Origin of the sequence: Salaquimonas pukyongi (genome assembly GCF_001953055.1) — a bacterium.
In the GTDB taxonomy this organism is placed as follows: domain Bacteria; phylum Pseudomonadota; class Alphaproteobacteria; order Rhizobiales; family Rhizobiaceae; genus Salaquimonas; species Salaquimonas pukyongi.
The window spans coordinates 3045660-3071683 of the sequence record NZ_CP019044.1 but is presented as its reverse complement, the minus strand read 5'-3'; the positions used below and the strand labels follow the sequence as shown (position 1 = coordinate 3071683).

General features: G+C 58.4%; 23 protein-coding genes and 2 pseudogenes. 18 read left to right on the top strand and 7 right to left on the bottom strand.

The genetic code is table 11. From position 1 onward, the window contains the following. Window positions 1–106: 106 nt before the first annotated feature. Complete coding sequence (locus tag BVL55_RS14835; RefSeq protein ID WP_075997551.1) at window positions 107–1048, bottom strand: AEC family transporter; 942 nt, start codon at window positions 1046–1048, stop codon at window positions 107–109. 122 nt (window positions 1049–1170) lie between these two features. Here BVL55_RS14835 and BVL55_RS14830 point away from each other — a divergent pair, with 122 nt between their 5' ends. The 4 genes and pseudogenes from BVL55_RS14830 (at window position 1171) to sdhA (ending at window position 4509) form a co-directional block, all read left to right on the top strand. Further along, window positions 1171–1632, top strand: coding sequence for a GNAT family N-acetyltransferase (locus BVL55_RS14830; protein WP_075997550.1), 462 nt, complete (start codon window positions 1171–1173; stop codon window positions 1630–1632). Window positions 1633–1830: 198 nt separating this feature from the next. Continuing rightward, window positions 1831–2229, top strand: a complete 399-nt coding sequence (gene sdhC / locus BVL55_RS14825; RefSeq protein WP_075998201.1) for a succinate dehydrogenase, cytochrome b556 subunit — start codon at window positions 1831–1833, stop codon at window positions 2227–2229. A 10-nt stretch (window positions 2230–2239) separates the two neighbouring features. Continuing rightward, entirely contained in the window at window positions 2240–2620 is a 381-nt protein-coding gene (gene sdhD / locus BVL55_RS14820; protein ID WP_075997549.1) for a succinate dehydrogenase, hydrophobic membrane anchor protein, read from the top strand. Between the two features lie 51 nt (window positions 2621–2671). Continuing rightward, window positions 2672–4509, top strand: a pseudogene (gene sdhA, locus BVL55_RS14815) (succinate dehydrogenase flavoprotein subunit). 33 nt (window positions 4510–4542) lie between these two features. Here the strand turns inward: sdhA and BVL55_RS14810 are convergent. Beyond that, on the bottom strand, window positions 4543–5895 hold the full coding sequence (locus BVL55_RS14810) for a mannose-1-phosphate guanylyltransferase/mannose-6-phosphate isomerase (protein WP_244530531.1): 1353 nt from the start codon (window positions 5893–5895) through the stop codon (window positions 4543–4545). A 314-nt stretch (window positions 5896–6209) separates the two neighbouring features. Between BVL55_RS14810 and BVL55_RS14800 the strand changes: the two genes are divergently transcribed. The 3 genes from BVL55_RS14800 to BVL55_RS14790 all read left to right on the top strand — a co-directional run bounded on the left by BVL55_RS14800 (window position 6210) and on the right by BVL55_RS14790 (window position 8310). Next, window positions 6210–6968 (top strand): hypothetical protein, encoded by a 759-nt coding sequence (locus BVL55_RS14800; protein ID WP_075997547.1) that lies wholly within the window; start codon window positions 6210–6212, stop codon window positions 6966–6968. A gap of 148 nt (window positions 6969–7116) precedes the next feature. Next, a complete protein-coding gene (locus BVL55_RS14795) occupies window positions 7117–7896 on the top strand; it encodes a succinate dehydrogenase iron-sulfur subunit (protein WP_075997546.1) in 780 nt (259 codons plus the stop codon). 72 nt (window positions 7897–7968) lie between these two features. After that, entirely contained in the window at window positions 7969–8310 is a 342-nt protein-coding gene (locus BVL55_RS14790) for a carboxymuconolactone decarboxylase family protein (protein WP_075998199.1), read from the top strand. 46 nt (window positions 8311–8356) lie between these two features. On the opposite strand, the gene BVL55_RS14785 is transcribed toward BVL55_RS14790, so the two are convergent. After that, window positions 8357–8596 (bottom strand): hypothetical protein, encoded by a 240-nt coding sequence (locus BVL55_RS14785; RefSeq protein WP_075998198.1) that lies wholly within the window; start codon window positions 8594–8596, stop codon window positions 8357–8359. Window positions 8597–8786: 190 nt separating this feature from the next. Between BVL55_RS14785 and msrA the strand changes: the two genes are divergently transcribed. The 10 genes and pseudogenes from msrA to BVL55_RS14735 all read left to right on the top strand — a co-directional run bounded on the left by msrA (window position 8787) and on the right by BVL55_RS14735 (window position 20466). Further along, window positions 8787–9404 (top strand): peptide-methionine (S)-S-oxide reductase MsrA, encoded by a 618-nt coding sequence (gene msrA, locus BVL55_RS14780; RefSeq protein WP_075997545.1) that lies wholly within the window; start codon window positions 8787–8789, stop codon window positions 9402–9404. 580 nt (window positions 9405–9984) lie between these two features. Beyond that, window positions 9985–10326, top strand: coding sequence for a protease inhibitor Inh/omp19 family protein (locus tag BVL55_RS16870; protein ID WP_205410814.1), 342 nt, complete (start codon window positions 9985–9987; stop codon window positions 10324–10326). Between the two features lie 127 nt (window positions 10327–10453). Next, the gene (gene zapE, locus BVL55_RS14770) at window positions 10454–11608 is read left to right on the top strand and encodes a cell division protein ZapE (RefSeq protein ID WP_083649682.1); all 1155 of its coding nucleotides are present in this window, start codon (window positions 10454–10456) and stop codon (window positions 11606–11608) included. Between the two features lie 400 nt (window positions 11609–12008). Beyond that, complete coding sequence (gene mdh / locus BVL55_RS14765) at window positions 12009–12971, top strand: malate dehydrogenase (RefSeq protein WP_075997542.1); 963 nt, start codon at window positions 12009–12011, stop codon at window positions 12969–12971. Window positions 12972–13094: 123 nt separating this feature from the next. After that, window positions 13095–16067 (top strand): 2-oxoglutarate dehydrogenase E1 component, encoded by a 2973-nt coding sequence (locus BVL55_RS14760; RefSeq protein ID WP_075997541.1) that lies wholly within the window; start codon window positions 13095–13097, stop codon window positions 16065–16067. A gap of 41 nt (window positions 16068–16108) precedes the next feature. Further along, window positions 16109–17235, top strand: a pseudogene (gene odhB, locus BVL55_RS14755) (2-oxoglutarate dehydrogenase complex dihydrolipoyllysine-residue succinyltransferase); the annotation flags it as partial. Window positions 17236–17351: 116 nt separating this feature from the next. Then, a complete protein-coding gene (locus BVL55_RS14750; RefSeq protein WP_075997540.1) occupies window positions 17352–17774 on the top strand; it encodes an MAPEG family protein in 423 nt (140 codons plus the stop codon). A gap of 3 nt (window positions 17775–17777) precedes the next feature. Beyond that, entirely contained in the window at window positions 17778–18521 is a 744-nt protein-coding gene (locus BVL55_RS14745; protein ID WP_075997539.1) for an SDR family oxidoreductase, read from the top strand. Window positions 18522–18554: 33 nt separating this feature from the next. Beyond that, the gene (gene lpdA, locus BVL55_RS14740; protein WP_075997538.1) at window positions 18555–19964 is read left to right on the top strand and encodes a dihydrolipoyl dehydrogenase; all 1410 of its coding nucleotides are present in this window, start codon (window positions 18555–18557) and stop codon (window positions 19962–19964) included. 22 nt (window positions 19965–19986) lie between these two features. Next, window positions 19987–20466, top strand: a complete 480-nt coding sequence (locus BVL55_RS14735; protein WP_075997537.1) for a DUF2867 domain-containing protein — start codon at window positions 19987–19989, stop codon at window positions 20464–20466. A 36-nt stretch (window positions 20467–20502) separates the two neighbouring features. On the opposite strand, the gene BVL55_RS14730 is transcribed toward BVL55_RS14735, so the two are convergent. The 4 genes from BVL55_RS14730 to fsa all read right to left on the bottom strand — a co-directional run bounded on the left by BVL55_RS14730 (window position 20503) and on the right by fsa (window position 23629). Then, on the bottom strand, window positions 20503–20721 hold the full coding sequence (locus BVL55_RS14730; RefSeq protein ID WP_156892566.1) for a hypothetical protein: 219 nt from the start codon (window positions 20719–20721) through the stop codon (window positions 20503–20505). Between the two features lie 83 nt (window positions 20722–20804). Continuing rightward, entirely contained in the window at window positions 20805–21896 is a 1092-nt protein-coding gene (locus tag BVL55_RS14725; protein WP_075998197.1) for a TraB/GumN family protein, read from the bottom strand. Window positions 21897–21975: 79 nt separating this feature from the next. Beyond that, window positions 21976–22917 (bottom strand): tyrosine recombinase XerC, encoded by a 942-nt coding sequence (locus tag BVL55_RS14720; RefSeq protein WP_075997535.1) that lies wholly within the window; start codon window positions 22915–22917, stop codon window positions 21976–21978. A 58-nt stretch (window positions 22918–22975) separates the two neighbouring features. Continuing rightward, window positions 22976–23629 carry a fructose-6-phosphate aldolase gene (gene fsa / locus BVL55_RS14715; RefSeq protein WP_075997534.1) on the bottom strand — a complete coding sequence of 218 codons (654 nt, stop codon included), beginning with the start codon at window positions 23627–23629 and terminating at the stop codon, window positions 22976–22978. Between the two features lie 174 nt (window positions 23630–23803). Here fsa and BVL55_RS14710 point away from each other — a divergent pair, with 174 nt between their 5' ends. After that, window positions 23804–25966: a primosomal protein N' gene (locus BVL55_RS14710; RefSeq protein WP_075997533.1), complete on the top strand. Its 2163-nt coding sequence runs from the start codon at window positions 23804–23806 to the stop codon at window positions 25964–25966. Window positions 25967–26024 lie beyond the last annotated feature (58 nt).

Genomic DNA, 26024 nt, shown 5'->3' with positions numbered 1-26024 from the left:
CGGAATTTGTGACACAGGCGGGGTCTGAACCACCCCGCTTCCTCCAGTCGCAAAACAAAACGGCCCGGTAGCCAGCAGAAGCTGCCGGGCCGTTATTCTTCTTCCATCAGAGTATTTGCTTCAGCAGCCAGAGCCAAACGGCAATGGTGACGATGGAAAGACTGGTGGTAACGAGAATGGCGGAAGCAGAAAGGCTGACCGCGCGGTTGTACATTGCCGCAAAAATGTAAACGTTGAGGCCGGGGGGCATGGCTGCAACCACAACTGCAGCGCGGACCAGATCGGCAGGCAGGCCGAACCACAAATGGGTGATGGCAAAGGCAATGGCGGGATGGAGGACGAGTGAAAGACTGGCCACCATCAGGCTTTCGGCGATTTCGGATTTCAGTTGATAGCGGGTGAGCGCTGCGCCAAGCCCGACCAGGGCGGCGGGGATGGCGGCGGTAGCCAGCATGTCCACTGGCGCGCGCAGCACTGCTGGAAGGGCAAAGCCCGAGACATTGACCAGCACGCCCGCGATGACGCCGATCATCAACGGATTGGCAAGGATCGACCGGGCTGCCGCCTGAACGGTTTCGCCGATGGAGCGCCCGTCAGCGCGGGCCAGTTCCATGCAGGACATACCAAGCGCATACATGACGCCTGCATGCAGGGCGACAATCCCGTAGACGGGCGTTAGTGCGTCATCGCCATAGGCGCGCTGCACGATGGGAATGCCGAGCAGCACGGTGTTGGAAAACAATGCGCAAAAGCCAACGGCAACGGCTTCGCCCGGCCTGCGACCGAACAGGACCCTTGCAAGCATGGTCCCGGCAAAGAAGCTTGCAAATCCGCCGAGATAAAACCCCGCCAGCATCCTGATTTGAAAGGCCTGGCCGAAATCGAGGTCGACCATGGCGCGAAACAGCAGCACGGGAACGGCCAGCCGGACGGCAAATGCGTTGAGCTGATCCGACAGCGCCTCATCGAGATAGCCGGTTCTCACCGCAAGCCAGCCGGCGGCCAGAACCAGGAACACCGGCAAAATGGTAACGAGCGTGGTCAGCACGGCGATTTACGGCACCTGACTTCGAATTCGATGCATTGCGCGGTTGACGCGCTATAAGGTGGCCGCTACCGCTTTGTGCGCTCAGCCACCCATACACTGCCTATAGCCGGATCGAACCACCCATGACCAGCGAAACCCACAACATCGAGATTGTTCCCCTGCGGCTCAAGGACTCGTTTAGTCTGGCGCCGCTGATTGCCCAATACGGCCAGGCGCTGAAACGCGGAGCGCCGAGACGTCCTGATCAGTATTATGCTGAACAACTGCTGCAGGATCGTTCGGCCGAGTTTCTCGGTGCTTTTCTGGATGGCGAACTGGTAGGGTTTATTCTGTTTTACGATCTGCCCGAGCCGGTAACCGGAAAACGTGCCGGCCAGTGTGATCACATCTATGTTCATCACGATCACAGGGGCAAAGGCATCGCCAAGGCACTGGTCGATGTGCTGGCAGATCAGGCCGAATCGCGGGGATGGTCGAAACTCATAATGAATGCGCCGCGCCAGCCCGATACCGGCCGCAAGGTATTTGAAAAGGTGGCAGCACCGGCAGATTGGCATTCCTATATTCTGCGGTTCGACGAGTAGGGTTTGGATTCTGAATTCTGTCCAAGGCTCCTGGCTGGCCTGTTCAGCTATGCAGGGCGATAATGCGGACGTTAGCCTTTTGTTGCTTTGACCTGCGGGGGGAAGCGCTCTAAAACGGAAACAACCGTCAAGCCGGTTTTCGCTGGCTACCCGTCTTTTGAACCAGCCAAGTGCATTGGTCATTTCGCGAAAAAAATCATGAGCCAGACCCAAGCAAAATCCAGCCGACCCCTGTCTCCACATCTGGAAATCTACAAGCCCATCCCAACCATGGTCGCTTCGATCATGCACCGGATAACGGGCGTGGCGCTGTATTTCGGCATGTTCCTGTTTTCATGGTGGCTGTTTGCGGCCGCAACGGATGCGGCCTATTTTGACTGGGTCAACGGCCTGTTCGGTTCGCTTTTGGGCAGGATCCTTCTTCTTGGCTTCACCTGGGCACTGGTTCACCACATGCTGGGCGGCATCAAGCATCTTGTCCAGGATACCGGCCGGGCGATGGAAAAACACTTCACCACGAAACTGGCCAGGCTGCATTTTGCCGCGTCCATCGCGATCACCATCGTGATCTGGATCGCGGCCTATGCGGCACGATAGGAGAAACGCCATGGGGATGCGCACGGCTCTCGGCAAGGTTCGCGGCCTTGGCTCTGCCAAGGAGGGAACGGAGCACTTCTGGCGGCAGCGGCTGACGGCGGTTGCCAATATCCCGCTGGTGATTGTCGGTCTGTGGCTGGTGGTTTCACTCGTGGGCGCACCCTATCCGGAAGTCCGTGCGAGGCTGGCTTCGCCGCTTACCGCCATCTTCATCGCGCTGTTTTCCATATCGGTGCTTTATCACATGCGCCTGGGCATGCAGGTCGTGATCGAGGACTATATCCACAGTGAGCTGCGGAAGATTGCGCTCATCATGCTTAATACGTTTTTCGTATTTTTCTCCGGCGCGCTGGTCGCCTTTGCCGTGTTCAAACTGGCTTTCGGCGGTTAAGCGGGCAAACGGGACCGGGCACACAGTTTCATCGAAGGTACGCAACGGCACATGGCAACCAAGAAAACGGGAAAGACAGCCGCCACGGCTTATGAATTTGTGGATCATTACCACGATGTCGTGGTGGTGGGAGCGGGAGGCTCCGGACTTCGCGCGACGCTGGGCATGGCGGAACAGGGGCTGAGAACAGCCTGTGTCACCAAGGTTTTCCCGACCCGTTCGCACACGGTGGCGGCGCAGGGCGGCATTGCAGCTTCGCTGTCGAACATGGGGCCGGATCACTGGCAGTGGCACATGTACGACACCGTCAAGGGATCCGACTGGCTCGGCGATACCGATGCCATGGAATATCTTGCCAGGGAGGCACCTGCCGCCGTCTATGAACTGGAACATTACGGCGTTCCCTTCTCGCGAACCGAGGAAGGCAAGATCTATCAGCGCCCCTTTGGAGGCCATACCACGGAATTCGGTGAAGGCCCCCCGGTACAGCGTACCTGTGCAGCTGCCGACCGTACCGGACATGCCATTCTGCACACCCTTTACGGCCAGTCCCTGCGCAACGATGCGGAATTTTATATCGAGTATTTCGCCATCGACCTGCTGATGAGCGATGACGGCGCCTGTACCGGCATTATCGCCTGGAATCTGGACGATGGCACGATCCACCGCTTCAACGCCAAGATGGTGGTGCTGGCGACCGGGGGCTATGGCCGTTCCTATTTCTCTTGCACGTCCGCACATACCTGCACCGGCGATGGCAACGGCATGGTGGCCCGCGCCGGCCTGCCGCTGCAGGACATGGAATTTGTGCAGTTTCACCCGACCGGCATTTATGGCGCCGGGTGCCTGATTACCGAGGGTGCACGGGGTGAAGGGGGCTATCTGACCAACTCGGAAGGCGAACGGTTCATGGAGCGCTATGCGCCGACCTACAAGGACCTTGCCTCGCGCGATGTGGTGTCGCGCTGCATGACGATTGAAATTCGCGAAGGCCGGGGCGTCGGTCCTAACAAGGACCACATCTACCTCAATCTCAACCATATCGATCCGGATACGCTGGCTGAAAGACTTCCCGGCATTTCGGAATCGGCGAAGATATTTGCCGGTGTCGATCTTACCCGTGAGCCGATCCCGGTAATTCCGACCGTTCACTACAATATGGGCGGCATCCCGACGAACTATTGGGGCGAGGTACTTCGTCCGACGAAGAAAAACCCCAAAGCGGTTGTGCCGGGGCTCATGGCTGTTGGGGAAGCGGGCTGCGCATCCGTCCACGGTGCCAACCGGCTTGGTTCGAATTCGCTGATCGATCTGGTTGTGTTTGGCCGGGCAGCGGCAATCCGCGCCGGTGAAACGATTGACCGCAGCACCTCCGTGCCCACAGCGCCGGCTGCAGCGTCGGAAAAAATCATGAGCCGTTTCGATGCGCTGCGCCATGCCGATGGCGGAACACCGACCGCCGAATTGCGGCTTAAAATGCAGAAGATCATGCAGGAAGATGCCGCTGTCTTCCGCACTGCAGAGACACTCAAGTCAGGGTGCAAACGCATCGGGGAAGCCTGGAAAGGGCTTTTCGATCTCAAGGTTTCCGATCGCTCGATGGTCTGGAATTCCGATCTGGTGGAAACGCTGGAACTGGAAAATCTCCTGATCTGCGCTGTCAGCACGGTTACCGGCGCGGAAGCCCGCAAGGAAAGCCGTGGCGCCCATGCCCGCGAGGATTTCAAGGATCGCGATGACAAGAACTGGCGCGAACACACTCTTTCCTGGATCGACAACAAGGGCAAGGTGAAGCTCGACTACCGCCCGGTGGTACTCGACCCGCTTACCAAGCCCGCCGAAGGGGTATCGAACCCAAGAAGATAGCCCCCAAGGCGCGGGTATATTAGAGCGTGTCAAGCCCCCCGAATCTGGTTGAGAGTTCAACCACACCGGTTGTAACTGTCCTCCAGTCTCACAATGTCGTCTTCGCCCAGATAGGTGCCGGTCTGCACTTCAATCAGCACCAGGGGTTTGCTGGCCCGGTTGGCAAGCCGGTGGACGGCGCCCAGGGGTATGTAAACGGAATCGTTTTCCCTGACGGTACTTGTCATGCCGTTGATTGTCGTTTCAGCCTCGCCGCTTACGATGATCCAGTGCTCGGCCCTGTGGCGATGTTTCTGCAGAGACAGGATACCGCCGGGCTTTACCGTGATCCGCTTGACCTGATGACCGCCCGAAACATCCAGTAGTTCATAACTGCCCCAGGGCCGCTCGTACAGCAGTCCATGGCTGGCCTCCGGACGCCCGCATTCGCGCAGCTTGCCGACCATCATGTCGACCTTTTCCGCCTGCTCCCGGTTTGCGACCAGAACGGCATCGCGGGTGCTCACAACAACCAGGTTTTCCGCACCGACCAGAGTGGTAAGCCTGCCGCTGGAATGAACAACGTTGCCGCTGCTGTTGAGCGACACGACGTCACCGAAAAGGACGTTGCCGTCAACATCGCAATTTGTAACGTCGCCCAGGGCGCTCCAGTTTCCCATGTCGGACCAGGCGTAATCGACAGGACATACAGCAGCCTTGCCGGTTTTCTCCATCACGGCATGATCAACCGAGATGGCCGGGCAATCCCCGAAGGCTGCCGGTTCTGCCCTTATGAAATCCAGGCCGGGCGAACGCCGGACGAAGGACCGCCGGACCGGATCATGTATTTGCGGCGCCAACTCGGCTAGTTCGCTGAGGAAGGCAGAGGCTTTGAACAGGAAATTGCCGGTATTCCAAAGATAGCCGGCCTTTAACAAGCTGATGGCCTTTTCTGCGTCGGGTTTTTCGACAAATGCATCGACCCGGTATCCGGCGCCTGTTTCTGCGCCGGGAAGGATATAGCCATATCCGGTTGCCGGCCGGTCCGGCTTGATTCCGAAGGTAATCAGCCATCCCTCGCCAGTCAGGCCTGTGGCAGTGAGGACTGATGCTTCGAACTTTGCCCGGCTTTCCATGAAATGGTCGGAAGCCAGAACAAGCACAGTGGCGTTTGCATCGCGTTCCACAGCCTGAAAGCAGGCCAGGGCAATGGCGGCACAGGAATTTCTTGCAACCGGTTCGAGCAGGATGTCGGCGGTTACATCCAGTTGCTGAAGCTGTTCGGCGATCAGAAAACGATGAACATGGGTTCCAGCGACAATCGGATTTGGATCGAACAATGCGCCGCGGCAGCGCAATACGGTATCCTGAAACAGCGATCGTTTGCCGGTAATGGAAAGAAACTGTTTGGGCCGGGAAGTCCGGGACAATGGCCAAAGCCGTGTGCCCGGTCCGCCACACAAGATTACCGGAATGATAGACGCCAAATTCCCCACCCTGCCAAGTTTTCCGGCATTCTGTAGTTGAGTGGGTTTGAACGCGTCAGGCGTACAATCAACACAGCGAATACGACCCTATCGCGCCTTTCGGAGTTTGCCAAGCAGCTTGATGCCAGATTGCTGTTTGGCAATGCACCGCAGGCTGCGGATATGCTTTTGGCCATGGTTGATGTTGAACTTGCCGCTCGAATGGGCTTAACGATGCTTGCGGGAGAGCCCGCCAATCCGGCTTACAGGGTACCAAAATGCTGATTGCCAATCTTGCGACCTATCCCCCTAGAGCCGGGCGGCTGGAACAGATGATGTCCATCATCGCGCCCGGCGTCGATCGCGTTAATCTTGTGCTTAACGAATATGAGGAAATTCCGGCCCATCTGGCAAAGCACAAGAATGTCTTTGCGGTAATCCCCGAGGAAGACACGAAGGACACCGGCAAATTTCTGCCGAAGGCGGACAAAAACGACCTTGTGTTTCTGGTCGATGACGATCTCATCTATCCAGCAGACTATTTTTACCGAAGCGCCGAGATCTACGAAGCACTGGGCCAAGGAAAGTGGGTCGGCGGCTATCATGGGACGTTCTATTCCCGGTTTCCGAAAAAGCTGACACCGAGAAAGCTGCTGCAGGTTCTGCCGGTGAGCCTTGGCAAGGCAGAACCGTTCAAGAACACCTATCACTACAGCAAGAAGCTGGCCCAGCACAGAAGGGTGGCGCAGATCGGAACGGGTACTGCCGTGTTGCGCGGCAATCTGATGCCGCCATTTGACTACATGCGCTCATCGCAGAAATTCGTCGACATCCGGTTTGGCCGCTGGTGTGCCGAGCAGGGCATCAAGATGGTGTGTTTTGCCAGGGAAAAAGACTGGATCGGCAAGATTGCGTTTCCGGTCACGATCCGCAACTCGTTCACGCGCCACTTGCCGCAGGAAGTGGTGGCCGAAATACGTTCTTATGCGCTTGAACTGCCGGACATGGGAAAGGCCCACCGGATTGAAGCCTATTGAACTTTGGTAAGATGTGCGCTGCTCAGCGGTTGCGACAGGCCGAATTCGCCGTTACTACGAACTGGATCATCAATTGACGCGAAACGATCTCGCAAAAGCACAACGTTGCGATCCCACGGCATGAGAATGCACCCGCAGGCAGGTATCCATGGTTGAACTGACGCTCCCGAAAAATTCACGGATTACCGAAGGCAAGACCTGGCCAAGGCCGGAGGGTGCCACCAATTTGCGTGAATACAGGATTTACCGCTGGTCGCCTGACGATGGCGACAATCCGCGCGTCGATACCTATTATGTCGATATGGACGATTGCGGTCCGATGGTGCTTGACGGCCTCATCTGGATCAAGAACAACGTTGACCCGACGCTGACCTTCCGCCGCTCGTGCCGCGAAGGGATTTGCGGCTCCTGCGCGATGAACATCGACGGCACCAATACGCTGGCCTGCACAAAAGGGGCCGATGAAGTCTCCGGCACGGTGAAAATCTATCCGCTGCCCCACATGGAAGTTGTGAAGGATCTGGTGCCGGACATGAATCACTTCTACGCCCAGCACCGTTCCATCGAACCCTGGCTTCAGACCACCACGCCGCAGCCGCAAAAGGAATGGCGCCAAAGTCACGACGACCGCGAAAAGCTGGATGGACTGTATGAGTGCATCCTGTGTGCCTGCTGCTCAACTTCCTGCCCGTCCTACTGGTGGAATGGCGAGCGCTATCTCGGTCCTGCCGCGTTGCTGCAGGCCTATCGCTGGCTGATCGACTCGCGTGACGAGGCGACCGGCGAACGGCTGGACAATCTGGAAGACCCTTTCCGCCTTTACCGCTGCCATACCATCATGAACTGCACACAGGCCTGTCCGAAAGGGCTGAATCCGGCCAAGGCAATTGCGGAAATCAAGAAGATGATGGTTGAGCGGCGGCTCTGACTTGACCCTGGTCAAGGCCGCCTTGTTCCAAACGGCTACCTCTCCAGTAACCAATGTTACTGGAGGCATATGATGGCCGCATCTGACTGGACTGAATTTACCGCCCGCACGAATGCGCGCATGGCAAAACTGCGCAAGGACATGCCGGAAACGGCAACGGCCTTTGGCAGTCTGGCCAAATCGGCCATCGCACCGGGAGCGCTGGATTCCAAAACCAAGGAATTGATTGCGCTTGCGATCGGAATTACCGCCCGCTGCGACGGCTGCCTTGCATTTCACACCAAAGCCGCCAGGAAATACGGCGCCAGCCGGGAAGAGATCATCGAGACGATCGCCGTGGCGCTCTACATGGGCGGCGGGCCATCCATGATCTATGGTGCAGAAGCCCTCGATGCTTTCGACAGCTTGAGCTGAAGGGTTTCCGCCCGCTGTCGCGCCTTGCTGAAACCGAGCTGGCTGATTACCTGAATATCTCGCCCCGCTTACCGCTCCGGTAAACGTTCCGGGAGCGCAGATAGGGTGCGATTTTCCAGCTCAACCACGGTGTGGCAAGAAGGCTTGCCACGACAACGGAGGGCAGCAGCCACGTCAGATGGTCGCGCAAGGGCGGAACGGTCAGCACAATGATGGCGCCTGTTCCGAACACAACGGCATTCACCATCAGGGCCACCAGAATGGTCATTATGGTTCGTGTGCGCATGGTCTGCTCCATATTGTTTTGCGATATGGACAAAACGATCGTGCGTCTTGATGGTTCCACTCGTTGGCCTTCCAGGACAGGAGCGATGGTGTCCTTTTCACGGCTTTGTGTGCCGGATTGAGTTGCGCGGCAAAGCTGCCTGCCTCATTTCACATGCAAGCCAAATGGATACATCCGGAGGGTAACTGCCATGAACAAGATTGCGGCGATTGTGAAAGTGGGGCTCGTCTGTGCCGGAATGCTGGTTTCCTCGGGTTCGCCCGCCAGATCGGAGACGGCCACGGCCATTCTTGCCGGGGGCTGTTTCTGGTGTATCGAATCCGATTTCGAGCAGGTGGAGGGTGTTGTCGACGTGGTGTCCGGCTATACCGGCGGCGAGACCGACAATCCGACCTACAAAAATCATGTGAAGGCAGGTCATCTGGAAGCCGTCCGCATTACCTACGACACGGAAAAAACCTCCTACGCCGAATTGCTGGAAACGTTTTGGCGTACGGTCGATCCGACCGATGCGGGAGGGCAGTTCTGCGATCGCGGCAATTCTTATACGACGGCGATTTTCGTTGCTGATGCGCTGGAGCGTGAAATGGCCGAGGCGTCCAGGCAGGAAGCGCAGGAAGCGCTGGGAAAACCGATCGTCACGCCGGTGCTCGATGCTGCCCCGTTTTATCTCGCGGAAACCTATCACCAAGACTACTACAAGAAGAATCCCAAGCGTTATAAATACTACCGCTGGGCTTGCGGGCGCAATCAGCGCGTGAAGGCCCTTTGGGGCGAGCACGCCTATCAAGGGGTTGCAGATCACTAGCTGTGAGTTCTCACCAGGTTGTTCATTCGGTCCCTCTCCTGATCACTGATGGTTTACAACTTCAGCTTTTCAGAATGGGATCGAGTGAACAACCTGGTGAGAACTCACAGCTAGGCGATTAATACGACCGGGTCCGTCCGGGCTGCCAGCCCAATTCGTGCATGGTTGCGAACCAATATTCCGTTAGGTAATGTTCTGTTCAGCTTTGGTTTACCTTGTTTGTCATATGCTGTTGCAGCCAAGGCGATTCCAAAGCCGGATTGGCAAGTTTGCGCGGTGAACATATTTCGGGCGCATCTGTAAGCATTATGACGGCGAAAGCCGAAACGGTAGGCTGCCCATGCGGCAGCGAACGGGGCAACAAATGGGACTGAAATCGTTAGCAATGCCACTGGCGTGTGTATTGGTGCTGGGCGCGGCCGTGAGCGGCTGCAACCGGTCGATCAATTCGATTGCACCAGCTTCATCGGCGCCTCAGCGGCTGCCGGCAGCTCCCGTTGAATCAGTGCAAGCCGACCAGCTCCCCCCGCCTGTCGATCAGCCTGTGACAGAAGGTCAGCAGGCGCCTGTTATACCGCAATTGGCTGATGGCCAGACCCAGGTGGCTTCCACCGATACGGCACCTGCGCCCAGCGGAGAACCGGTCAGCCGTGAATCTGTTTCCGGTGCCTGGATTGTCGGCAGCGACAATCCCGATTGCCGGATGATTCTTGCCTTCACCAAATGGTCGGGCGGCTATCGTGCGGCCACCAAACGCTGCAGCTCACCGGAAGTTGCCAGCGTCAGTGTGTGGGACGTGCAGGGGCAGCAGGTGGTGCTGATGGATGCCAACGGCAACACCATTGCCAGGCTCTACAACTCCGGTGGCGAACGGTTTGATGGCACCACGAACAGCGGTCAGCCAATTACCTTCACCCGGTAGGCGTTTCCTTCTTTCGGTAACTCTTCAGTGGTTTCAGGGACTTGACAGCAGGTGGTCTGCTCGTCATGCCTGAAGAGCGTTGTTTTCAAGTTACCGGTTTCCGGCTGTGTCCAAATCAACCGAATTAATGCCAGAGGCCGATGACGGTGCCAGCCGCACCGGAGCGGTCAGCAGTCTGCTTGCTGCGCGGATACGCAAGGGTGAAATCGAACAGGATCCGGTACAGACCAGCCTTGCCCGCAAGCTGGATGCGCTGGCGGCGGAACTGGAGACGAGGGCGCTTGCCTCGAAATCGTCGTCTCTGGGCTGGCTCTTTTCACGGCAGAAGAAACCGGAACTGTTCCGGGGCATGTATATCCACGGTGGTGTCGGCCGTGGAAAATCGATGCTGATGGACCTGTTTTTCCAATCGGTGAACCTAAAAAGGAAGCGGCGGGCGCATTTCCATGATTTCATGGCCGACGCGCAGGAGCGGATTCATCAACAGCGGCTGGCTTTCAAAAACGGAGAAACGAAGGAAGAAGACCCCATGCCGCCGGTTGCCAGGGAACTGGCTTCAGAGGCAAAGCTGCTTTGTTTCGACGAATTCACCGTCACCGACATAGCCGATGCGATGATCCTGGGACGGCTCTTCAGCGGGTTGTTTGAAGCCGGCGTCGTCGTCGTAGCAACGTCGAACGTGGCGCCGGACGATCTGTACAAGGATGGCCTCAACCGGCAGCTGTTTCTACCGTTCATCGATGTGCTGAAAGCCCACTGTGCTGTTCACTGGCTGGACGCACGTACCGACTACCGCCTCAAGAAGCTTTCCAGGGCGCCGGTCTATGTCACCCCGCTTGATGCTGGCGCCAAAGCTGCAATGGATGATATCTGGCAGCGCATGACGGCCGGCAATCCCGCTGCACCGTCAGCGCTTGAAGTAAAGGGGCGCAAGGTGGCCGTGCCGCTGGCAGCCGGTGGTGTGGCACGATTTTCCTTTACCGATTTGTGCGAGCAACCGCTTGGCGCCCGTGACTATCTGGCCATTGCCCGAAATTACCACACGGTCTTCGTCGACGAGGTGCCGCTGATGGACCGAAGCGTTCAAAATCATGCCAAGCGGTTTATCAATCTGATCGACACGCTTTATGACTGCGGAACGCGGCTGGTGATTTCGGCTGAAGGTCCTCCTGAGGCGCTTTACAGCGCCAGTGCCGGGACGGAAGCCTTCGAGTTTTCGCGAACCGTTTCGCGGCTTCATGAGATGCAATCGAAGGAATACCTTGCCGCAAAAACCGGTTGAATTGCTGGAGAACCCGCGGCTTTGCCTCTGCTGCTTCCTGGCGGATATGGCAGTAAGCGGCTGGAATCATGTAAAATTCCATCAATATTTTACTTTTACGTAAGCCCCATATTTTTTAAACCATTGAAAAAGTTCAAGTTTTCGTGTCCACTGTTGTCAAGCGATAAAAAATCCGTTACGGGATCGCCGCTAGCGCAGTTCGGCAATTGACGGAAGCGGAGAATTTTGAACGCGCAAACACAGTCCGCCGGTTGGGATGCCGGCTTGCGCCCGGCAGGCAAGTCATGTGCGGAAAGCCGGGTGAAAGGCGACGTTAGCGGCTGCAAAGGGCAGCACTTCAAACAGGGCCCTTGTGGCGTCGAAGGATGCAGGGCCTGGAAAGAAAAGGAATTTCCATACAATGGCGAGAAACAAGATCGCATTGATCGGATCGGGCATGATCGGCGGAACGCTGGCCCATTTGGCGGGCCTGAAGGAACTCGGCGATATCGTCCTGTTCGACATTGCCGAAGGCATTCCGGAGGGCAAGGCACTGGATATCGCAGAATCCTCGCCCGTTGACGGTTTTGACGCCAAGCTTTCCGGCACCCAGAGCTACAAGGCGATCAAGGGCGCCGATGTCTGCATCGTTACCGCCGGTGTGCCGCGCAAGCCGGGCATGAGCCGCGACGATCTGCTGGGCATCAACCTGAAGGTCATGGAGCAGGTAGGCGCCGGCATCAAGAAATATGCCCCCAACGCCTTTGTCATCTGCATCACCAATCCGCTTGATGCCATGGTCTGGGCGCTTCAGAAATTCTCCGGCCTGCCGCGCAACAAGGTCGTGGGCATGGCAGGTGTGCTCGATTCCTCGCGCTTCCGGTACTTTCTTGCCGATGAATTTGACGTTTCCGTCGAGGATGTGACGGCCTTCGTACTGGGTGGTCATGGCGACACCATGGTTCCGTTGATCCGCTATTCCACCATTGCCGGCATTCCGCTGCCCGACCTCGTCAAGATGGGCTGGACCACAAAGCAGCGTATTGACGAAATCGTCGACCGCACCCGCAAGGGCGGCGGCGAGATCGTTGCCCTGCTCAAGACCGGTTCGGCCTATTACGCGCCCGCCGCTTCGGCGATTGCCATGGCGGAGAGCTATTTGCGGGACAAGAAGCGTGTGCTGCCCTGTGCGGCGCATCTGAAGGGCGAATATGGCGTGAAGGACATGTATGTCGGCGTGCCGACCGTAATTGGCGCCAATGGCGTGGAACGGGTGATCGAGATCGATCTCAACCGGACGGAGGAAAAGATGTTCCAAAAGTCGGTCGATGCGGTTTCCGATCTATGCGATGCCTGCATTGGCATCGCACCGAACCTGAAGTGACGAACAGCCCCGGCCCCCGAAAACGGGCCGGGGTTTTTGCAATGGCCCCACCTGTCGAGGGGGGAGCTGGAAAAAAGACCGTGCGAAACGGCAACAGGCGCAAGCGCTACCGGGAGCGAGAGCATGAGCGAGCAGCAATCCAACCAGGAATTCGCCAATTCGTCTTTTCTGTATGGCGGCAATGCCGGCTACATTGAAGAGCTTTATGCCCGTTACAAGGAAAATCCTGCTTCGCTGAGTCAGGACTGGCAGGACTATTTTGCCGCTCTTGCCGATGCCAGCGACGATGTGTTCAAGAATGCAAAAGGTGCTTCCTGGAAGCGCGACAACTGGCCCATACATGCCAATGGGGAGCTTGTTTCGGCGCTTGATGGCGACTGGTCACAGGTCGAGCAGGCCATGTCCGCGAAGATCGCCGGCAAGGCGAAGGCGGCCGGCGAGCCGCTGAGCGAGGAAGCGATCCGTCTGGCAACCAAGGATTCGGTCAGTGCGGTAATGATGATCCGTGCCTACCGCATGCGCGGCCATTTGCATGCAACGCTTGATCCGCTGGGGCTTGCCGCCAAAAAGGAGGATCACAACGAGCTGCATCCCTCTTCATACGGCTTTTCGGAATCCGACTACGACCGGAAGATTTTCATCGACTACATGCTCGGGCTCGAATACGCGACGATCCCGGAAATGCTGTCGATCCTGCAGCGCACCTATTGCTCGACGATCGGTGTCGAGTTCATGCACATTTCCAATCCGCAGGAAAAGGGCTGGATCCAGGCCCGTATCGAAGGCCCGGACAAGGGTGTTGCCTTCACCGAGCTCGGCAAGAAGGCCATCCTGCAGAAGCTGATCGAGGCGGAAAGCTTCGAGCAGTTTCTCGATGTCAAATACAAGGGCACAAAACGCTTTGGCCTGGATGGTGGCGAGTCGCTCATCCCGGCGCTCGAGCAGATCATCAAGCGCGGCGGTCAACTGGGACTGAAGGAAGTCATTCTCGGCATGGCCCACCGCGGGCGCCTCAACGTGCTGACCAATGTGATGGCAAAGCCCTATCATGCCGTTTTCCATGAGTTCAAAGGTGGCTCCTTTGCTCCCGAGGATGTCGAGGGCTCAGGCGATGTGAAATATCATCTGGGAGCCTCTTCAGATCGGGAGTTTGATGAAAACAAGGTGCATTTGTCCCTGACGGCCAACCCATCGCACCTTGAAATCGTCAATCCGGTCGTTCTGGGCAAGGCGCGCGCCAAGCAGGATTATCTGGAAGACAAGAACGAACGCGGATCGCGTGAGCGCGACAGCGTCCTGCCTTTGCTGTTGCATGGCGATGCGGCCTTCGCCGGCCAGGGGGTGGTGGCGGAGTGTTTCGGCCTTTCGGGACTGAAGGGCCATCGCACAGGCGGCTCGATCCATGTCATCATCAACAACCAGATCGGCTTTACCACCAATCCGAGCTTCTCGCGTTCCTCGCCCTATCCTTCGGACGTGGCGAAGATGGTCGAGGCGCCGATCTTCCACGTTAACGGCGATGACCCGGAAGCGGTTGTCTACTGCGCCAAGATTGCCACAGAATACCGGCAGAAATTCCACAAGCCGGTCGTTATCGACATGTTCTGCTATCGCAGGTTCGGACACAACGAAGGCGATGAGCCTGCCTTTACCCAGCCGAAAATGTACAAGGCAATCCGTTCGCATCCCACCGCCGTTAATGTCTATTCGGAAAAACTGATTGCCGAAGGCCTGCTGACCATGCAGGACGTTGCCGACATGAAAGCCCACTTCCGCAAGCATCTGGAAACCGAATTTGAAGTTGGGCAGGATTACAAGCCCAACAAGGCCGATTGGCTTGATGGTGCGTGGTCCGGCATGAAAGTGGCCGACAATGCCGATGAACGCCGTCCCGGCAGTACCGGCGTTCCGCTCAAGGAATTGCGGGAAATCGGCGAGAAGATCACCAGTGTACCGGATGGGTTCAACGTTCACCGAACGATCCGCCGTTTTCTCGACAACCGTGCCGAAGCGATCAAGTCCGGCAAGGGCATTGACTGGGCGACGGGTGAAGCGCTGGCATTCGGGTCGCTGATGATGGAAGGCAATCTGGTGCGCCTTTCCGGCCAGGACGTGGAACGCGGTACCTTCTCCCAGCGTCACAGTGTGCTCTACGATCAGGAAACCGAAGCGCGCCATATCAGTCTCAATGCGCTTGCGAACGGCACGGTGGAGTATGACGTCATCAACTCCATGCTGTCGGAAGAGGCGGTGCTTGGTTATGAGTACGGCTATTCGCTCGCCCGTCCCGACGCGCTGGTCGTCTGGGAGGCGCAGTTCGGCGACTTCGTCAACGGCGCGCAGGTGGTCATTGACCAGTTCATCTCATCGGGTGAACGCAAATGGCTGCGAATGTGTGGACTGGTGATGTTGTTGCCGCACGGCTATGAGGGCCAGGGGCCGGAGCATTCTTCGGCGCGGCCGGAGCGTTTCCTGCAGCTTTGCGCGGAAGACAACATGCAGGTGGCCAATTGCACGACGCCTTCGAACTATTTCCATATCCTGCGCCGGCAGCTGCGCCGCGAATTCCGCAAACCGCTGGTGATGTTTACGCCGAAATCGCTGCTGCGCCACAAGCGGGCTGTCTCCGAACTTTCGGAAATGGGACCGAAATCAAGTTTCCACCGCCTGTTGTGGGATGACGCGGAAAACCGCAAGAACGAAGCGATCAAGCTGGTTTCAGACTCCAAAATCAGGCGTGTGGTGCTGTGTTCCGGCAAGGTCTATTACGACCTTTACGAAGAGCGCGAAAAGCGCGGCGTAAACGATGTTTACCTGTTGCGTGTGGAGCAGCTGTACCCGTTCCCGGCAAAGGCGCTGATCAAGGAGCTGGCACGGTTCAAGAATGCCGAAATGGTCTGGTGCCAGGAAGAGCCCAAGAACATGGGATATTGGGCGTTTATCGAACCGTATCTTGCCTGGGTGCTTGCCCATATCAAGGCCAAACACGCCCGGCCGCGCTATGCGGGCCGCGCGGCAGCCGCATCTCCGGCAACCGGCCTGATGTCGAAACACCTTGAACAGCTCAATTCATTTCTTGAGGATGCTCTCGGCTGAGCTGAAACACCCAAATCGCGAAAAGTACAGGAAAACCGACCATGGCAACTGAAATCCGCGTCCCGACTCTCGGCGAATCCGTCACGGAAGCGACAATTGGCAAATGGCTCAAGGCGGAAGGAGACGCTGTGGCGGTGGACGAGCCGCTGGTGGAGCTTGAAACCGACAAGGTTTCGGTGGAAGTGCCGGCGCCTGCGGCCGGAAAGCTCTCTTCGATTTCCGTCAAGGAGGGGGACACGGTCGAGGTTGGTGCTCTGCTTGGCACGCTGGAAGAAGGTGCGGCGGGCAATGAAGCTGCGCCAGCGCCAGAACCAGCTCAAGAGAAAGCATCTGATCCTGCCCCGGCAAAGGGCGGGGACATGCCTGCCTCTCCTGCTGCTGCCAGGCTGGCGGCGGAGAAAGGGGTCGACACTGCCGGCGTTGAAGGCAGCGGCAAACGGGGCCAGGTTCTCAAGGAAGATGTCATGAAGGCGCAGGCAACGCCGTCCAAACAGCCCGATGAACCTGCCGCCGCCCGGGCGCCTTCCGCACCATCCGACCAGGCGCGAGAGGAGCGGGTCCGCATGACCAGGCTGCGGCAGACCATTGCCCGCCGTCTAAAGGACGCCCAGAACACTGCCGCCATGCTGACCACCTTCAACGAGGTGGACATGACCGCGGTCATGGAAATGCGCAAGAAATACAAGGAGCTGTTTGAAAAGAAGCATGGCGTGAAGCTGGGCTTCATGGGCTTCTTCTCGGTGGCCGTTTGTCATGCGCTGAAGGAGGTTCCGGCTGTCAATGCAGAGATTGATGGCGATGAGATCGTCTACAAGAATTTCTGCCACATCGGGGTTGCGGTCGGCACCGACAAGGGACTGGTGGTTCCGGTGGTGCGCGATGCGGACCAGATGGGCATTGCCGGTATCGAAAAGGAGATTGGGCGGCTCGGCAAGGCAGCCCGTGACGGCCAGCTTTCCATGGCTGACATGCAGGGCGGAACGTTCACCATTTCCAATGGCGGGGTATACGGATCGCTGATGTCGACACCGATCCTCAATGCCCCCAGTCGGGCATTCTGGGCATGCACAAAATCCAGGAGCGGCCCATGGTTGTGGGCGGTGAGATAAAGGTGCGGCCGATGATGTATCTGGCGCTGTCCTATGACCACCGGATTGTCGACGGCAAGGAAGCGGTTACCTTCCTGGTGCGGATCAAGGAGAGCCTTGAAGATCCAGAGCGGCTCGTGCTTGATCTTTAAGGGGCTAAAACCGGTGCGCTGAATTTCTCAAGGAGGGAAGCAACATGACCATCGAACTGAAGATGCTGCTTTATTCGACCATTCTGCTGCTTGTGCTGCTGGTCTTTCAGGTGCTGGCGGAGATCATCCAGAATGGCGTTGGATGGGCGCTTGGTGCGCGGGATGAAGAGCCGGAAGTGGGCGGCTATGCCGGCCGGTTCGAGCGGGCGTTCTACAACATGCTGGAGACCTTCCCGGCTTTTGCGGCTCTCGTCCTGATGGTCGAGGCCACCGAAAGCTGGACGTCGCTGACGGCGATGGGCGCACAACTCTATTTCTGGGGCCGGGTGTTCTACGTGCCTGCCTATGTTACCGGCATTCCGTTGGTGCGCACCCTGATCTGGGCGGTTTCCTTTATCGGCATGTGCCTGATGGCCTGGGTGCTGGTCGGCGTCGCGACGGGCGCTGTAACGGGGGCTGCGGCCTGATCGATGGCAGGTGTCATCGTCATCACCGGTGGCAGCCGTGGCATTGGCGCTGCCTGCGCAAAGCTTGCGGCTGAAGCCGGGTATGACGTCTGTCTCAACTATCGGTCCAACGCGAAAGCTGCCGATGGCATGGTTTCGCAGATCGCGGCGGATGGCGGCAGGGCAAAGGCCGTGGCCGGCGACGTGGGCGACAATGACGACGTCATTGCCCTGTTCAAGGCCGCCGACGAAATGGGGCAAGTGAAAGGCCTGATCAACAATGCCGGCATTCTGGATGTGCGCGCCCGCGTCGACGAGATGCCGCCTGAACGGCTGGAGCGCATCATGCGGGTAAACATCCTGGGCAGTTTCTTCTGCGCCCGTGAGGCGGTCAGGCGCATGTCGACAGCCAAGGGCGGCGAAGGCGGGGCGATCGTCAATCTTTCTTCGGCCGCAGCCCGTCTGGGTGCTGCCAGTCAGTATGTCGACTACGCCGCCTCCAAGGGGGCAATCGACACTTTTACCAGGGGACTGGCACTGGAAGTTGCCGGGGAGGGCATCCGTGTCAACGGCGTGCGGCCCGGCATCATCGATACCGACATTCACGCTTCCGGCGGGGAGCCCGATCGGGCAAGGGAATTGCGTGACATCGTTCCGGTAAAGCGTGAAGGCACGGCAGAAGAAGTGGCGCAGGCGGTTCTGTGGTTAATGAGCGGCAAGGCTTCCTATGTTACCGGCGCAACCCTGGATGTAACCGGCGGGCGATAACATCCCGCATCACGAAAGAGACGAAAGACAATCATGGCAGATCAATACGACGTCGTTATCATCGGTTCTGGCCCCGGCGGCTATGTGTGCGCCATCAAGGCTGCGCAGTTGGGGCTGAAGACCGCAATCGTGGAAAAAATGAAGACGCTTGGCGGAACCTGTCTCAACATTGGCTGCATTCCGTCCAAGGCGCTGCTGCATGCTTCCGAAATGTTCCATGAGGCCGAACACGGGCTTGAAAAACTCGGCGTGAAAACCGGCAAGCCCAAGCTCGATCTGAAGGCAATGATGGCCCACAAGGAGGCAACCATCAAAGCCAATGTGGATGGGGTCGGCTTTCTGATGAAAAAGAACAAGGTGGATGTTCGCCAGGGCAGGGGCTCGATCCCGGAGAAGGGCAAGGTCGCGGTTGCTGATGACAAGGGCAAGGAAACCGTGCTCGAGACGAAGAATATCGTCATTGCCACCGGTTCGGATGTTGCAGGCATTCCGGGGGTCGATCTTGAGTTCGACGAAAAGGTGATTGTTTCCTCCACCGGGGCACTGGAACTTCCCTCAGTACCGAAAAACATGGTTGTCGTCGGTGGCGGTGTCATCGGGCTGGAGCTCGGTTCGGTCTGGGCGCGGCTAGGCGCCAAGGTCACGGTAATCGAATTCCTCGACAAGATTTTGGGCGCAATGGACAAGGATGTGTCGAAGAACTGCCAGCGTGTGCTGGCCAAACAGGGCCTGGACTTCAAGCTCTCCAGCAAGGTCACCGAGGTCAAGAAATCGGGCAAGAGTGCCAAAGTGACGTTCGAGCCGGTGAAGGGCGGGGATAGTGAAACGGTTTCGGCCGATGTCGTACTTGTTTCCACCGGCCGCCGGCCCTACACCGACGGGCTTGGGCTCGAAGCGCTGGGTATCGAGATGGAGCGCGGCATCATCAAAACCGACGCCCATTGGCGTACCAATGTCGAAGGCATTTATGCCATCGGCGACGTGACCGCCGGCCCGATGCTTGCCCACAAGGCGGAAGATGAGGGGGTTGCAGTGGCCGAGACGATTGCCGGCAAGCACGGCCACGTCAATTACAACGTCATTCCGGGGGTGGTTTACACCCAGCCGGAAGTCGCTTCGGTGGGCGCAACGGAAGAGGAGTTGAAGGCAGCCGGCTTAAAATATGTCTCCGGCAAATTCCCCTTTACCGCCAATGGCCGGGCACGTGCGATGAACCATACCGATGGTTTCGTGAAGTTTCTTGCAGATGCCGAAACCGATCGGGTGCTGGGCGTTCACATTCTGGGTTTCGGTGCGGGAGAGATGATCCATGAGGCAGCCGTTTTGATGGAATTCGGCGGTTCCTCGGAAGATTTGGGTCGCACCTGCCATGCCCATCCGACGATGAGTGAAGCTGTGCGCGAAGCGGCAATGGCGACTTTTGCCAAGCCAATTCACATGTAATGCAGCGAAAGCAGGTAGAGCGATGCCAGTCGTCAGCGAAATTGCGGTCCGGCTGCCTCACAATGCGCTGAGGCATGCCGATTGGGCCGATGCCTGGCAAACGCAGATATCAAGACCGTTTGACAATGCGCGCAAGGCTGCTGAGGCTGTTGGCCGGAACTTCCCGAAATGGACCTGGCCAATGCTGGTATTGCGCCAGATTCTGGTGCTGCCCTTCGGCTTGAAGGGGTCAGGCCAAAAAAACGATCGCGTCAGCATATTTCCGGTCGTATCGGAAACCGGCGAACAGATCGTTGCGGGCTTTGACGACCGGCATCTTGATTTTCGCATTGTGGTGGATGTTGCTTCGGCAGATAGCGCGCCCGACTTTCAGACGGTCACGCTGACCACCGTTATCCGGCGGCACAATCTGCTCGGGCGTCTTTATCTTGCTGCGGTGCTGCCGTTTCACAGGGCAATTATAGCGAGCGCGCTTAAGCGCATCGCCAGGCAGCAGAGTTGATACCGGCAAACAAAGGTCACGGCACAGGGCCAGGCTCTAGCTGAGCGGCTGTTCCAGATATTTGACCAGCCATCCATCGGCAAGGCTGGCGGTCTGGACCTGCTTTTCGACCTGTTCGGGTTTCGCCGGGCTCATCGCAAGATGCTTTGCGGGAGTGCCCTTTGAAACATGTGCCATGCCAAAGGAACATCCACCGGCAGTTGCGGGCGCAACCGCAAGGGCTGAAACGGCAAGGCTTAGAAGTAAAGTCTTCATGGCTTTCTCCTTTCCGCCGGCTGTCTGGAACCGGACGGAAACCAAGCCATAGCACAAATCAAGGTTTCCGAAAAGAAAGGCGCCTACTCTGCCGGGCTGACCTGATATCCGGCCTCTTGAAACGCGGCAACAAGACCGGTTTCGCCCGGCAGGTGCAGGGCGCCAACAGCGATGAATGCGTTGCCCTGCTCAAGATAGGGAAGTGCGCGTTCCGCCATGTGGCGGTTACGGCTGGTGATCAGCTTTTCCTTGAAGTCATCATAATCCCTTGAAGCAGCCGATTTGGGCGATACGGCCTTGGTCAGCGGCAGGATCATGCCGATGTCGCCAGCAAGATAGAGCTGTTTCATGGTTTCCAAGACGTCTTCGGCCAGATTGCCCATTTTGAGGGTTTCTTTCAGCGCCTCGAGATGAAAGCTCTCGGGGAGCGCTGCCATGGCGCCGAATTGTTCGCCGATGGTTTCAAGGCCAATGAGATTCTTGCCTTCGACCTTTGCCCGTTTGGCAATCAGCCCGTCAAGAACCGGCTTGCCGGAGCGTTTTTCCGCCAGCTCGCAGGCGGGCAGCGCGACCATGGTTGCCACCAGCCAGGGCCGCATGACCTGGGCCATGGCGAATGGAACGCCGCGTGCTTCGACCGCCTGACGCAGAAGGATCAGGGAGTTTTCATCCAGCCGGTCGGCAAGGGTCGAACCGTCGGTGTAAAGGGTCATGTCCTTGAATTGCAGCATGGCTGCGGAGGCTTGTGCCTGATCGAGTGCCTCGATGTTCTCCACTACCACCGTATGGGCGGCATCGAATGCCTTGCTGCGCGCTCCGTCAAGACGGGCGATGCGGGCATCGGCCATGTGCATGGTGCCGAGGAGCCAGGATGGGGCAACGCCGTCCTTCTCGATCTTCCAGAAAACGGCATTGCCATTTGCTTCGCCCTTCGCCTCCGCTTTCAGCGCAGCCAGCTTTTCCGGTTCTTCCGCAGCGTATTTGGCGATGAGGTTGCTGCCGCTGCAGCTTTCAGGTCCGCTGTTCTGGGCCGTTTCCTGGGCAAGGGCACCAGCAGCCTGGCTGAGTACCATCAAAAATGAGATGAAGAATGCCGCCATCAGGCTTGCCAGCGCCAGCAAGGCACGTTCGCCGTGGCGGTCGAGAAATTCAGTCAGGGTGATTTCAGAATGCATGGGCTTTCCATAGGCCAAAGACATGGATTTCCCGTTAAACCTGCCGGTTAATGAAGGATGAATCGGCCTGCTATCGTTTCTAAGCCCTGGGATGGGCATTTTCATAGACATCCAGCAGGTAGTCGGTATCGACCGCCGTATAGATCTGGGTTGTCGAAAGCGAGGCATGGCCGAGCAGTTCCTGTATTGTGCGCAGGTCACCGCCGCTGCCGAGCAGATGGCTGGCGAAGGAGTGCCGCAGGGCATGGGGGGTCGCCGTTTGAGGCAGGCCGAGGGCCGGGCGCAGTTTTCTTATCTGGCGCTGGATGATCTCCGGACGCAGCTTGCCGCCCTGGGCACCGCGAAAGACCGGTTGGTCTTTATCCAGATGAAAGGGGCAAAGCGTCTGATACTGGCTGATTGCCTCGCGCACTTGAGGCAATAGCGGCACCATGCGCGTCTTTCCGCCCTTGCCTGTTACCGGTAGTACTCCGTTGTTTTCGGCGAGCATTTTCGGGGTCAGGGCGAGCGCTTCGGAAATGCGCAGTCCACAGCCGTAAAGCAAGGCAATCACGGCAACGTCCCGTGCAGCGACCCACGGCTCATCCCGCATGTGTTCGGCGGGATCGGTCAACTGCAACGCCTTGGAAACGGCGACCGGCTTGGGCAGGGTCTTTGGCTGTTTGGGCGCACGGATTGCCGAAAGGCCGGCAGAGGAGGCAAGTCCCTTTTTTTCAAGAAACCGGATGAAGGAGCGTATGCCGGCAAGCCCCCGGCCCAGGGTGCGTGCGCCAGCGCCGGAGTTTCGCCGCCAGGCCAGATAGCCGCGCATGTCGATGGGCCGCAACCTGGCCACATGTTCAAGCTTTGGCGGTTCGCCCACATGGCCGGTCAGAAAGGTCAAAAACTGCCGCAGGTCCCGCTCATAGGCTTCAAGCGTCTTTTCGGCCATGCGCCGTTCGCTGGCGAGCGAAGCCAGCCAGGCGGTGCGGTGCCGGGCGAGCTCGGGCGAAAGCGTAACGAGAAAAGGTTCGGCATTCATGTCGCCAGAATGCCGTAACGAGGTTAGCGAAGGGTGAAAGGCCGCCTAGCCGATCTGCCTAGCCGATCTTCTGGCCGGTTTTTGCCCAGTCGGCGAGGAAGGCATCAAGCCCCTTGTCGGTCAGCGGATGCTTGACCAGCGCCTTGAGGGTTGCAGGCGGAACGGTTGCGACATCCGCACCGATCATCGCAGCTTCCTTGACGTGGTTCACGGTGCGGATGGAAGCGGCCAGAATTTCAGTCTGAAAATCGTAATTGTCATAGATGATGCGTATTTCCTCGATCAGTTCCATCCCCTCGATGCCTATGTCGTCGATACGGCCGATGAAGGGGGAAATATAGGTTGCGCCCGCCTTTGCAGCGAGCAATGCCTGATTGGCGGAAAAGCAGAGCGTTACATTGGTCTTGTGGCCATCGCCGGTCAGCTTCTTGCAGGCTTTCAGCCCGTCCATGGTCGGCGGCAGCTTGATGCAGATGTTGTCGGCAATTTTCGCCAGGACCTTCGCTTCGCGCATCATGCCGTCAAAATCCGTCGCCGTTACCTCGGCGGACACCGGCCCGTCGACGATACCGCAGATTTCCCTGGTCACTTCCGTTATGTCGCGGCCCGACTTCAAGATCAGCGAAGGGTTGGTGGTAACCCCGTCCAGGAGGCCGGTTTCATTGATCTCGCGGATTTCGTCCACATCCGCCGTATCGACAAAGAACTTCATACTGCTGTTTCCGTGTTTGCCAGTGCCTTGATTTCCGGTTCCCTGACCACATTATCCAAAGGCAGGGTCCGGTGTTCCGGCGCTCCTCATATAGCATAATCTGCACGAGGTCATTACGCTGCGTGGCAAGATTCGCGCAGATGACGCTGTGCGGGCAATTCAGGATCACCCCTCTTGGCAGAAACCGTTTCCGTATTGCTGCCCATTCCGGCCGACCGGCCCTACACCTACGCCGTGCCCGAAGGCATGACGGTGGCCCCCGGCGATCATGTTCAGGTGCCGCTCGGCCCCCGGCAGGTTGCGGCAGTCGTCTGGGATGTGGACGGCGACAAGGTCGATGCCAAGAAACTGCGGGAGATCACGACCCGGTTCGACTGCCCGCCGCTTTCAGCCGACATGCGCCGGTTCGTCGAATGGATTGCCCATTACACGCTCTCCCCGCCCGGCATGGTGTTGCGCATGGTGCTGCGGGCGCCGGGCGGGCTGGAACCGCCTGCACCCACCATCGGATATCGCTGGGCAGGCGGCGAGCCCGACCGCATGACCGATGCACGGCGGCGGGTGCTGGAATTGGCACGGGACGGTTCAGCCTGGTCGAAATCGGGCCTTGCCCATGCTGCAGGCGCCAGTGCTTCCGTAGTCGGCGGCCTCATCAAGCTCGGGGTGCTTGAGGAAGTTGCCCTGCCCCATCAGCCGTTGGTACCGCCGCCCGATCCGGCTCATGCGGGCGCTGACCTGACCGCCGATCAGCAAACTGCCGCGGAGGCGGTTTGCAAGCGGGTACAGGGCGGATTTTCCGTTACCCTGCTGGACGGTGTAACCGGCTCCGGCAAGACGGAGGTCTATTTTGAGGCGGTGGCCGAAGCGCTGAAGAAGGGCCGTCAGGTGTTGATCCTGCTGCCGGAAATCGCGCTGACTGCTGCCTTTCTCGACCGGTTTGAGGACCGGTTCGGCGCAAGGCCCGGCGAATGGCATTCCGATGTGGCACCGCGAAAACGCGAACAGCTGTGGCGGCAGGTTGCTACTGGCGAGGTGCGTGTCGTCGCCGGTGCGCGTTCGGCCCTGTTTCTGCCTTTTGCCGATCTCGGCCTTGCCGTGGTCGATGAGGAACACGATTCGGCCTACAAGCAGGAGGACCGGGTTTTCTATCATGCCCGCGACATGGCGGTGGTACGCGGACAAATCGGTGATTTTCCGGTCGTTCTTTCCTCAGCAACCCCATCGGTGGAAAGCCTGGTCAATGCACAGCGCGGGCGTTACCACCACCTGCGGCTGGAAAACCGGTTCGGTGGCGCGGCGCTGCCGGACATTCACACCATCGATCTTCGCAGTTCGCCGCCGCCGCGGGGCGGTTTTATTTCCCCCATCCTGAGCAAGGCGGTGGAAAGGACGCTGGAAGGGGGCGGGCAGTCACTGCTTTTTCTAAACCGCCGCGGCTATGCGCCACTTACCCTGTGCCGGGTGTGCGGACACAGATTCCAGTGTCCCAATTGCACGACCTGGCTGGTGGAACACCGGTTTCGGGGTCAGTTGCAGTGCCATCACTGCGGATACAGCGAGGCAGCGCCACAAGCCTGCCCGCATTGCGGTACGTTCGATCACCTGGCCGCTTGCGGGCCGGGCGTGGAGCGGCTGGGGGAAGAAGCGGTCGATCTGTTCCCCGATGCGCGCATTTTGGTGCTTTCCTCGGACCTGATGGGCGGGGTAAAGCGGCTGCGGCTCGAACTTGAGGCGATTGCGAAAGGTGAATGCGATATCGTCATCGGCACGCAGCTTGTGGCCAAGGGCCACAATTTTCCACTGATGCGCTGTGTCGGCGTTATTGATGCCGATCTCGGCCTTGCCAATGGCGATCCGCGCGCTGCCGAGCGGACCTTTCAACTGCTGTCGCAGGTTACCGGGCGGGCAGGGCGCAGCGGCGGTGAAAGCACCGGGTATCTGCAGACCTACCAGCCCGGCCATCCGGTGATCGATGCCATCGCCAAAGGCGACCGCGAAGCATTCTATGAACGGGAAATCGCCAACCGGGAAAGTGCCGGCCTGCCGCCGTTTGGCCGGCTTGCCTCGCTTATCGTCTCTGCGGCATCCAAGCGTGAGGCGGAAGAACACGCCAGAAAACTGCGCCAGGCGGCAAACCCGCCACAAGACATTACTGTGCTGGGACCAGCTGAAGCACCGATTTTCATGCTGCGGGAGCGCTATCGCTATCGCCTGCTGGTGCATGCCGCGCTGAAAGCCAAACTGCAGGACTGGCTTGGCCACTGGCTGGCGGGCGGGCCCAAGGTGCGCGGTTCGGTTCGCGTGCAGGTGGATATCGATCCCCAGAGCTTTCTGTGAGCCTGTGGATAATCAATGTCCCATGCAGTGTGCATCATTCCATATTTATTCGGCCAAC

Bases quoted from the DNA above. Each gene is read 5' to 3' on its own strand.
- BVL55_RS14830 (WP_075997550.1), top strand. From the start codon at position 1,171: ATGACCAGCGAAACCCACAACATCGAGATTGTTCCCCTGCGGCTCAAG.
- sdhC (WP_075998201.1), top strand. From the start codon at position 1,831: ATGAGCCAGACCCAAGCAAAATCCAGCCGACCCCTGTCTCCACATCTG.
- sdhD (WP_075997549.1), top strand. From the start codon at position 2,240: ATGGGGATGCGCACGGCTCTCGGCAAGGTTCGCGGCCTTGGCTCTGCC.
- BVL55_RS14800 (WP_075997547.1), top strand. From the start codon at position 6,210: ATGCTGATTGCCAATCTTGCGACCTATCCCCCTAGAGCCGGGCGGCTG.
- BVL55_RS14795 (WP_075997546.1), top strand. From the start codon at position 7,117: ATGGTTGAACTGACGCTCCCGAAAAATTCACGGATTACCGAAGGCAAG.
- BVL55_RS14790 (WP_075998199.1), top strand. From the start codon at position 7,969: ATGGCCGCATCTGACTGGACTGAATTTACCGCCCGCACGAATGCGCGC.
- BVL55_RS14785 (WP_075998198.1), bottom strand. From the start codon at position 8,596: ATGCGCACACGAACCATAATGACCATTCTGGTGGCCCTGATGGTGAAT.
- msrA (WP_075997545.1), top strand. From the start codon at position 8,787: ATGAACAAGATTGCGGCGATTGTGAAAGTGGGGCTCGTCTGTGCCGGA.
- zapE (WP_083649682.1), top strand. From the start codon at position 10,454: ATGCCAGAGGCCGATGACGGTGCCAGCCGCACCGGAGCGGTCAGCAGT.
- mdh (WP_075997542.1), top strand. From the start codon at position 12,009: ATGGCGAGAAACAAGATCGCATTGATCGGATCGGGCATGATCGGCGGA.
- BVL55_RS14760 (WP_075997541.1), top strand. From the start codon at position 13,095: ATGAGCGAGCAGCAATCCAACCAGGAATTCGCCAATTCGTCTTTTCTG.
- BVL55_RS14750 (WP_075997540.1), top strand. From the start codon at position 17,352: ATGACCATCGAACTGAAGATGCTGCTTTATTCGACCATTCTGCTGCTT.
- BVL55_RS14745 (WP_075997539.1), top strand. From the start codon at position 17,778: ATGGCAGGTGTCATCGTCATCACCGGTGGCAGCCGTGGCATTGGCGCT.
- lpdA (WP_075997538.1), top strand. From the start codon at position 18,555: ATGGCAGATCAATACGACGTCGTTATCATCGGTTCTGGCCCCGGCGGC.
- BVL55_RS14735 (WP_075997537.1), top strand. From the start codon at position 19,987: ATGCCAGTCGTCAGCGAAATTGCGGTCCGGCTGCCTCACAATGCGCTG.
- BVL55_RS14730 (WP_156892566.1), bottom strand. From the start codon at position 20,721: ATGAAGACTTTACTTCTAAGCCTTGCCGTTTCAGCCCTTGCGGTTGCG.
- BVL55_RS14725 (WP_075998197.1), bottom strand. From the start codon at position 21,896: ATGCATTCTGAAATCACCCTGACTGAATTTCTCGACCGCCACGGCGAA.
- BVL55_RS14720 (WP_075997535.1), bottom strand. From the start codon at position 22,917: ATGAATGCCGAACCTTTTCTCGTTACGCTTTCGCCCGAGCTCGCCCGG.
- fsa (WP_075997534.1), bottom strand. From the start codon at position 23,629: ATGAAGTTCTTTGTCGATACGGCGGATGTGGACGAAATCCGCGAGATC.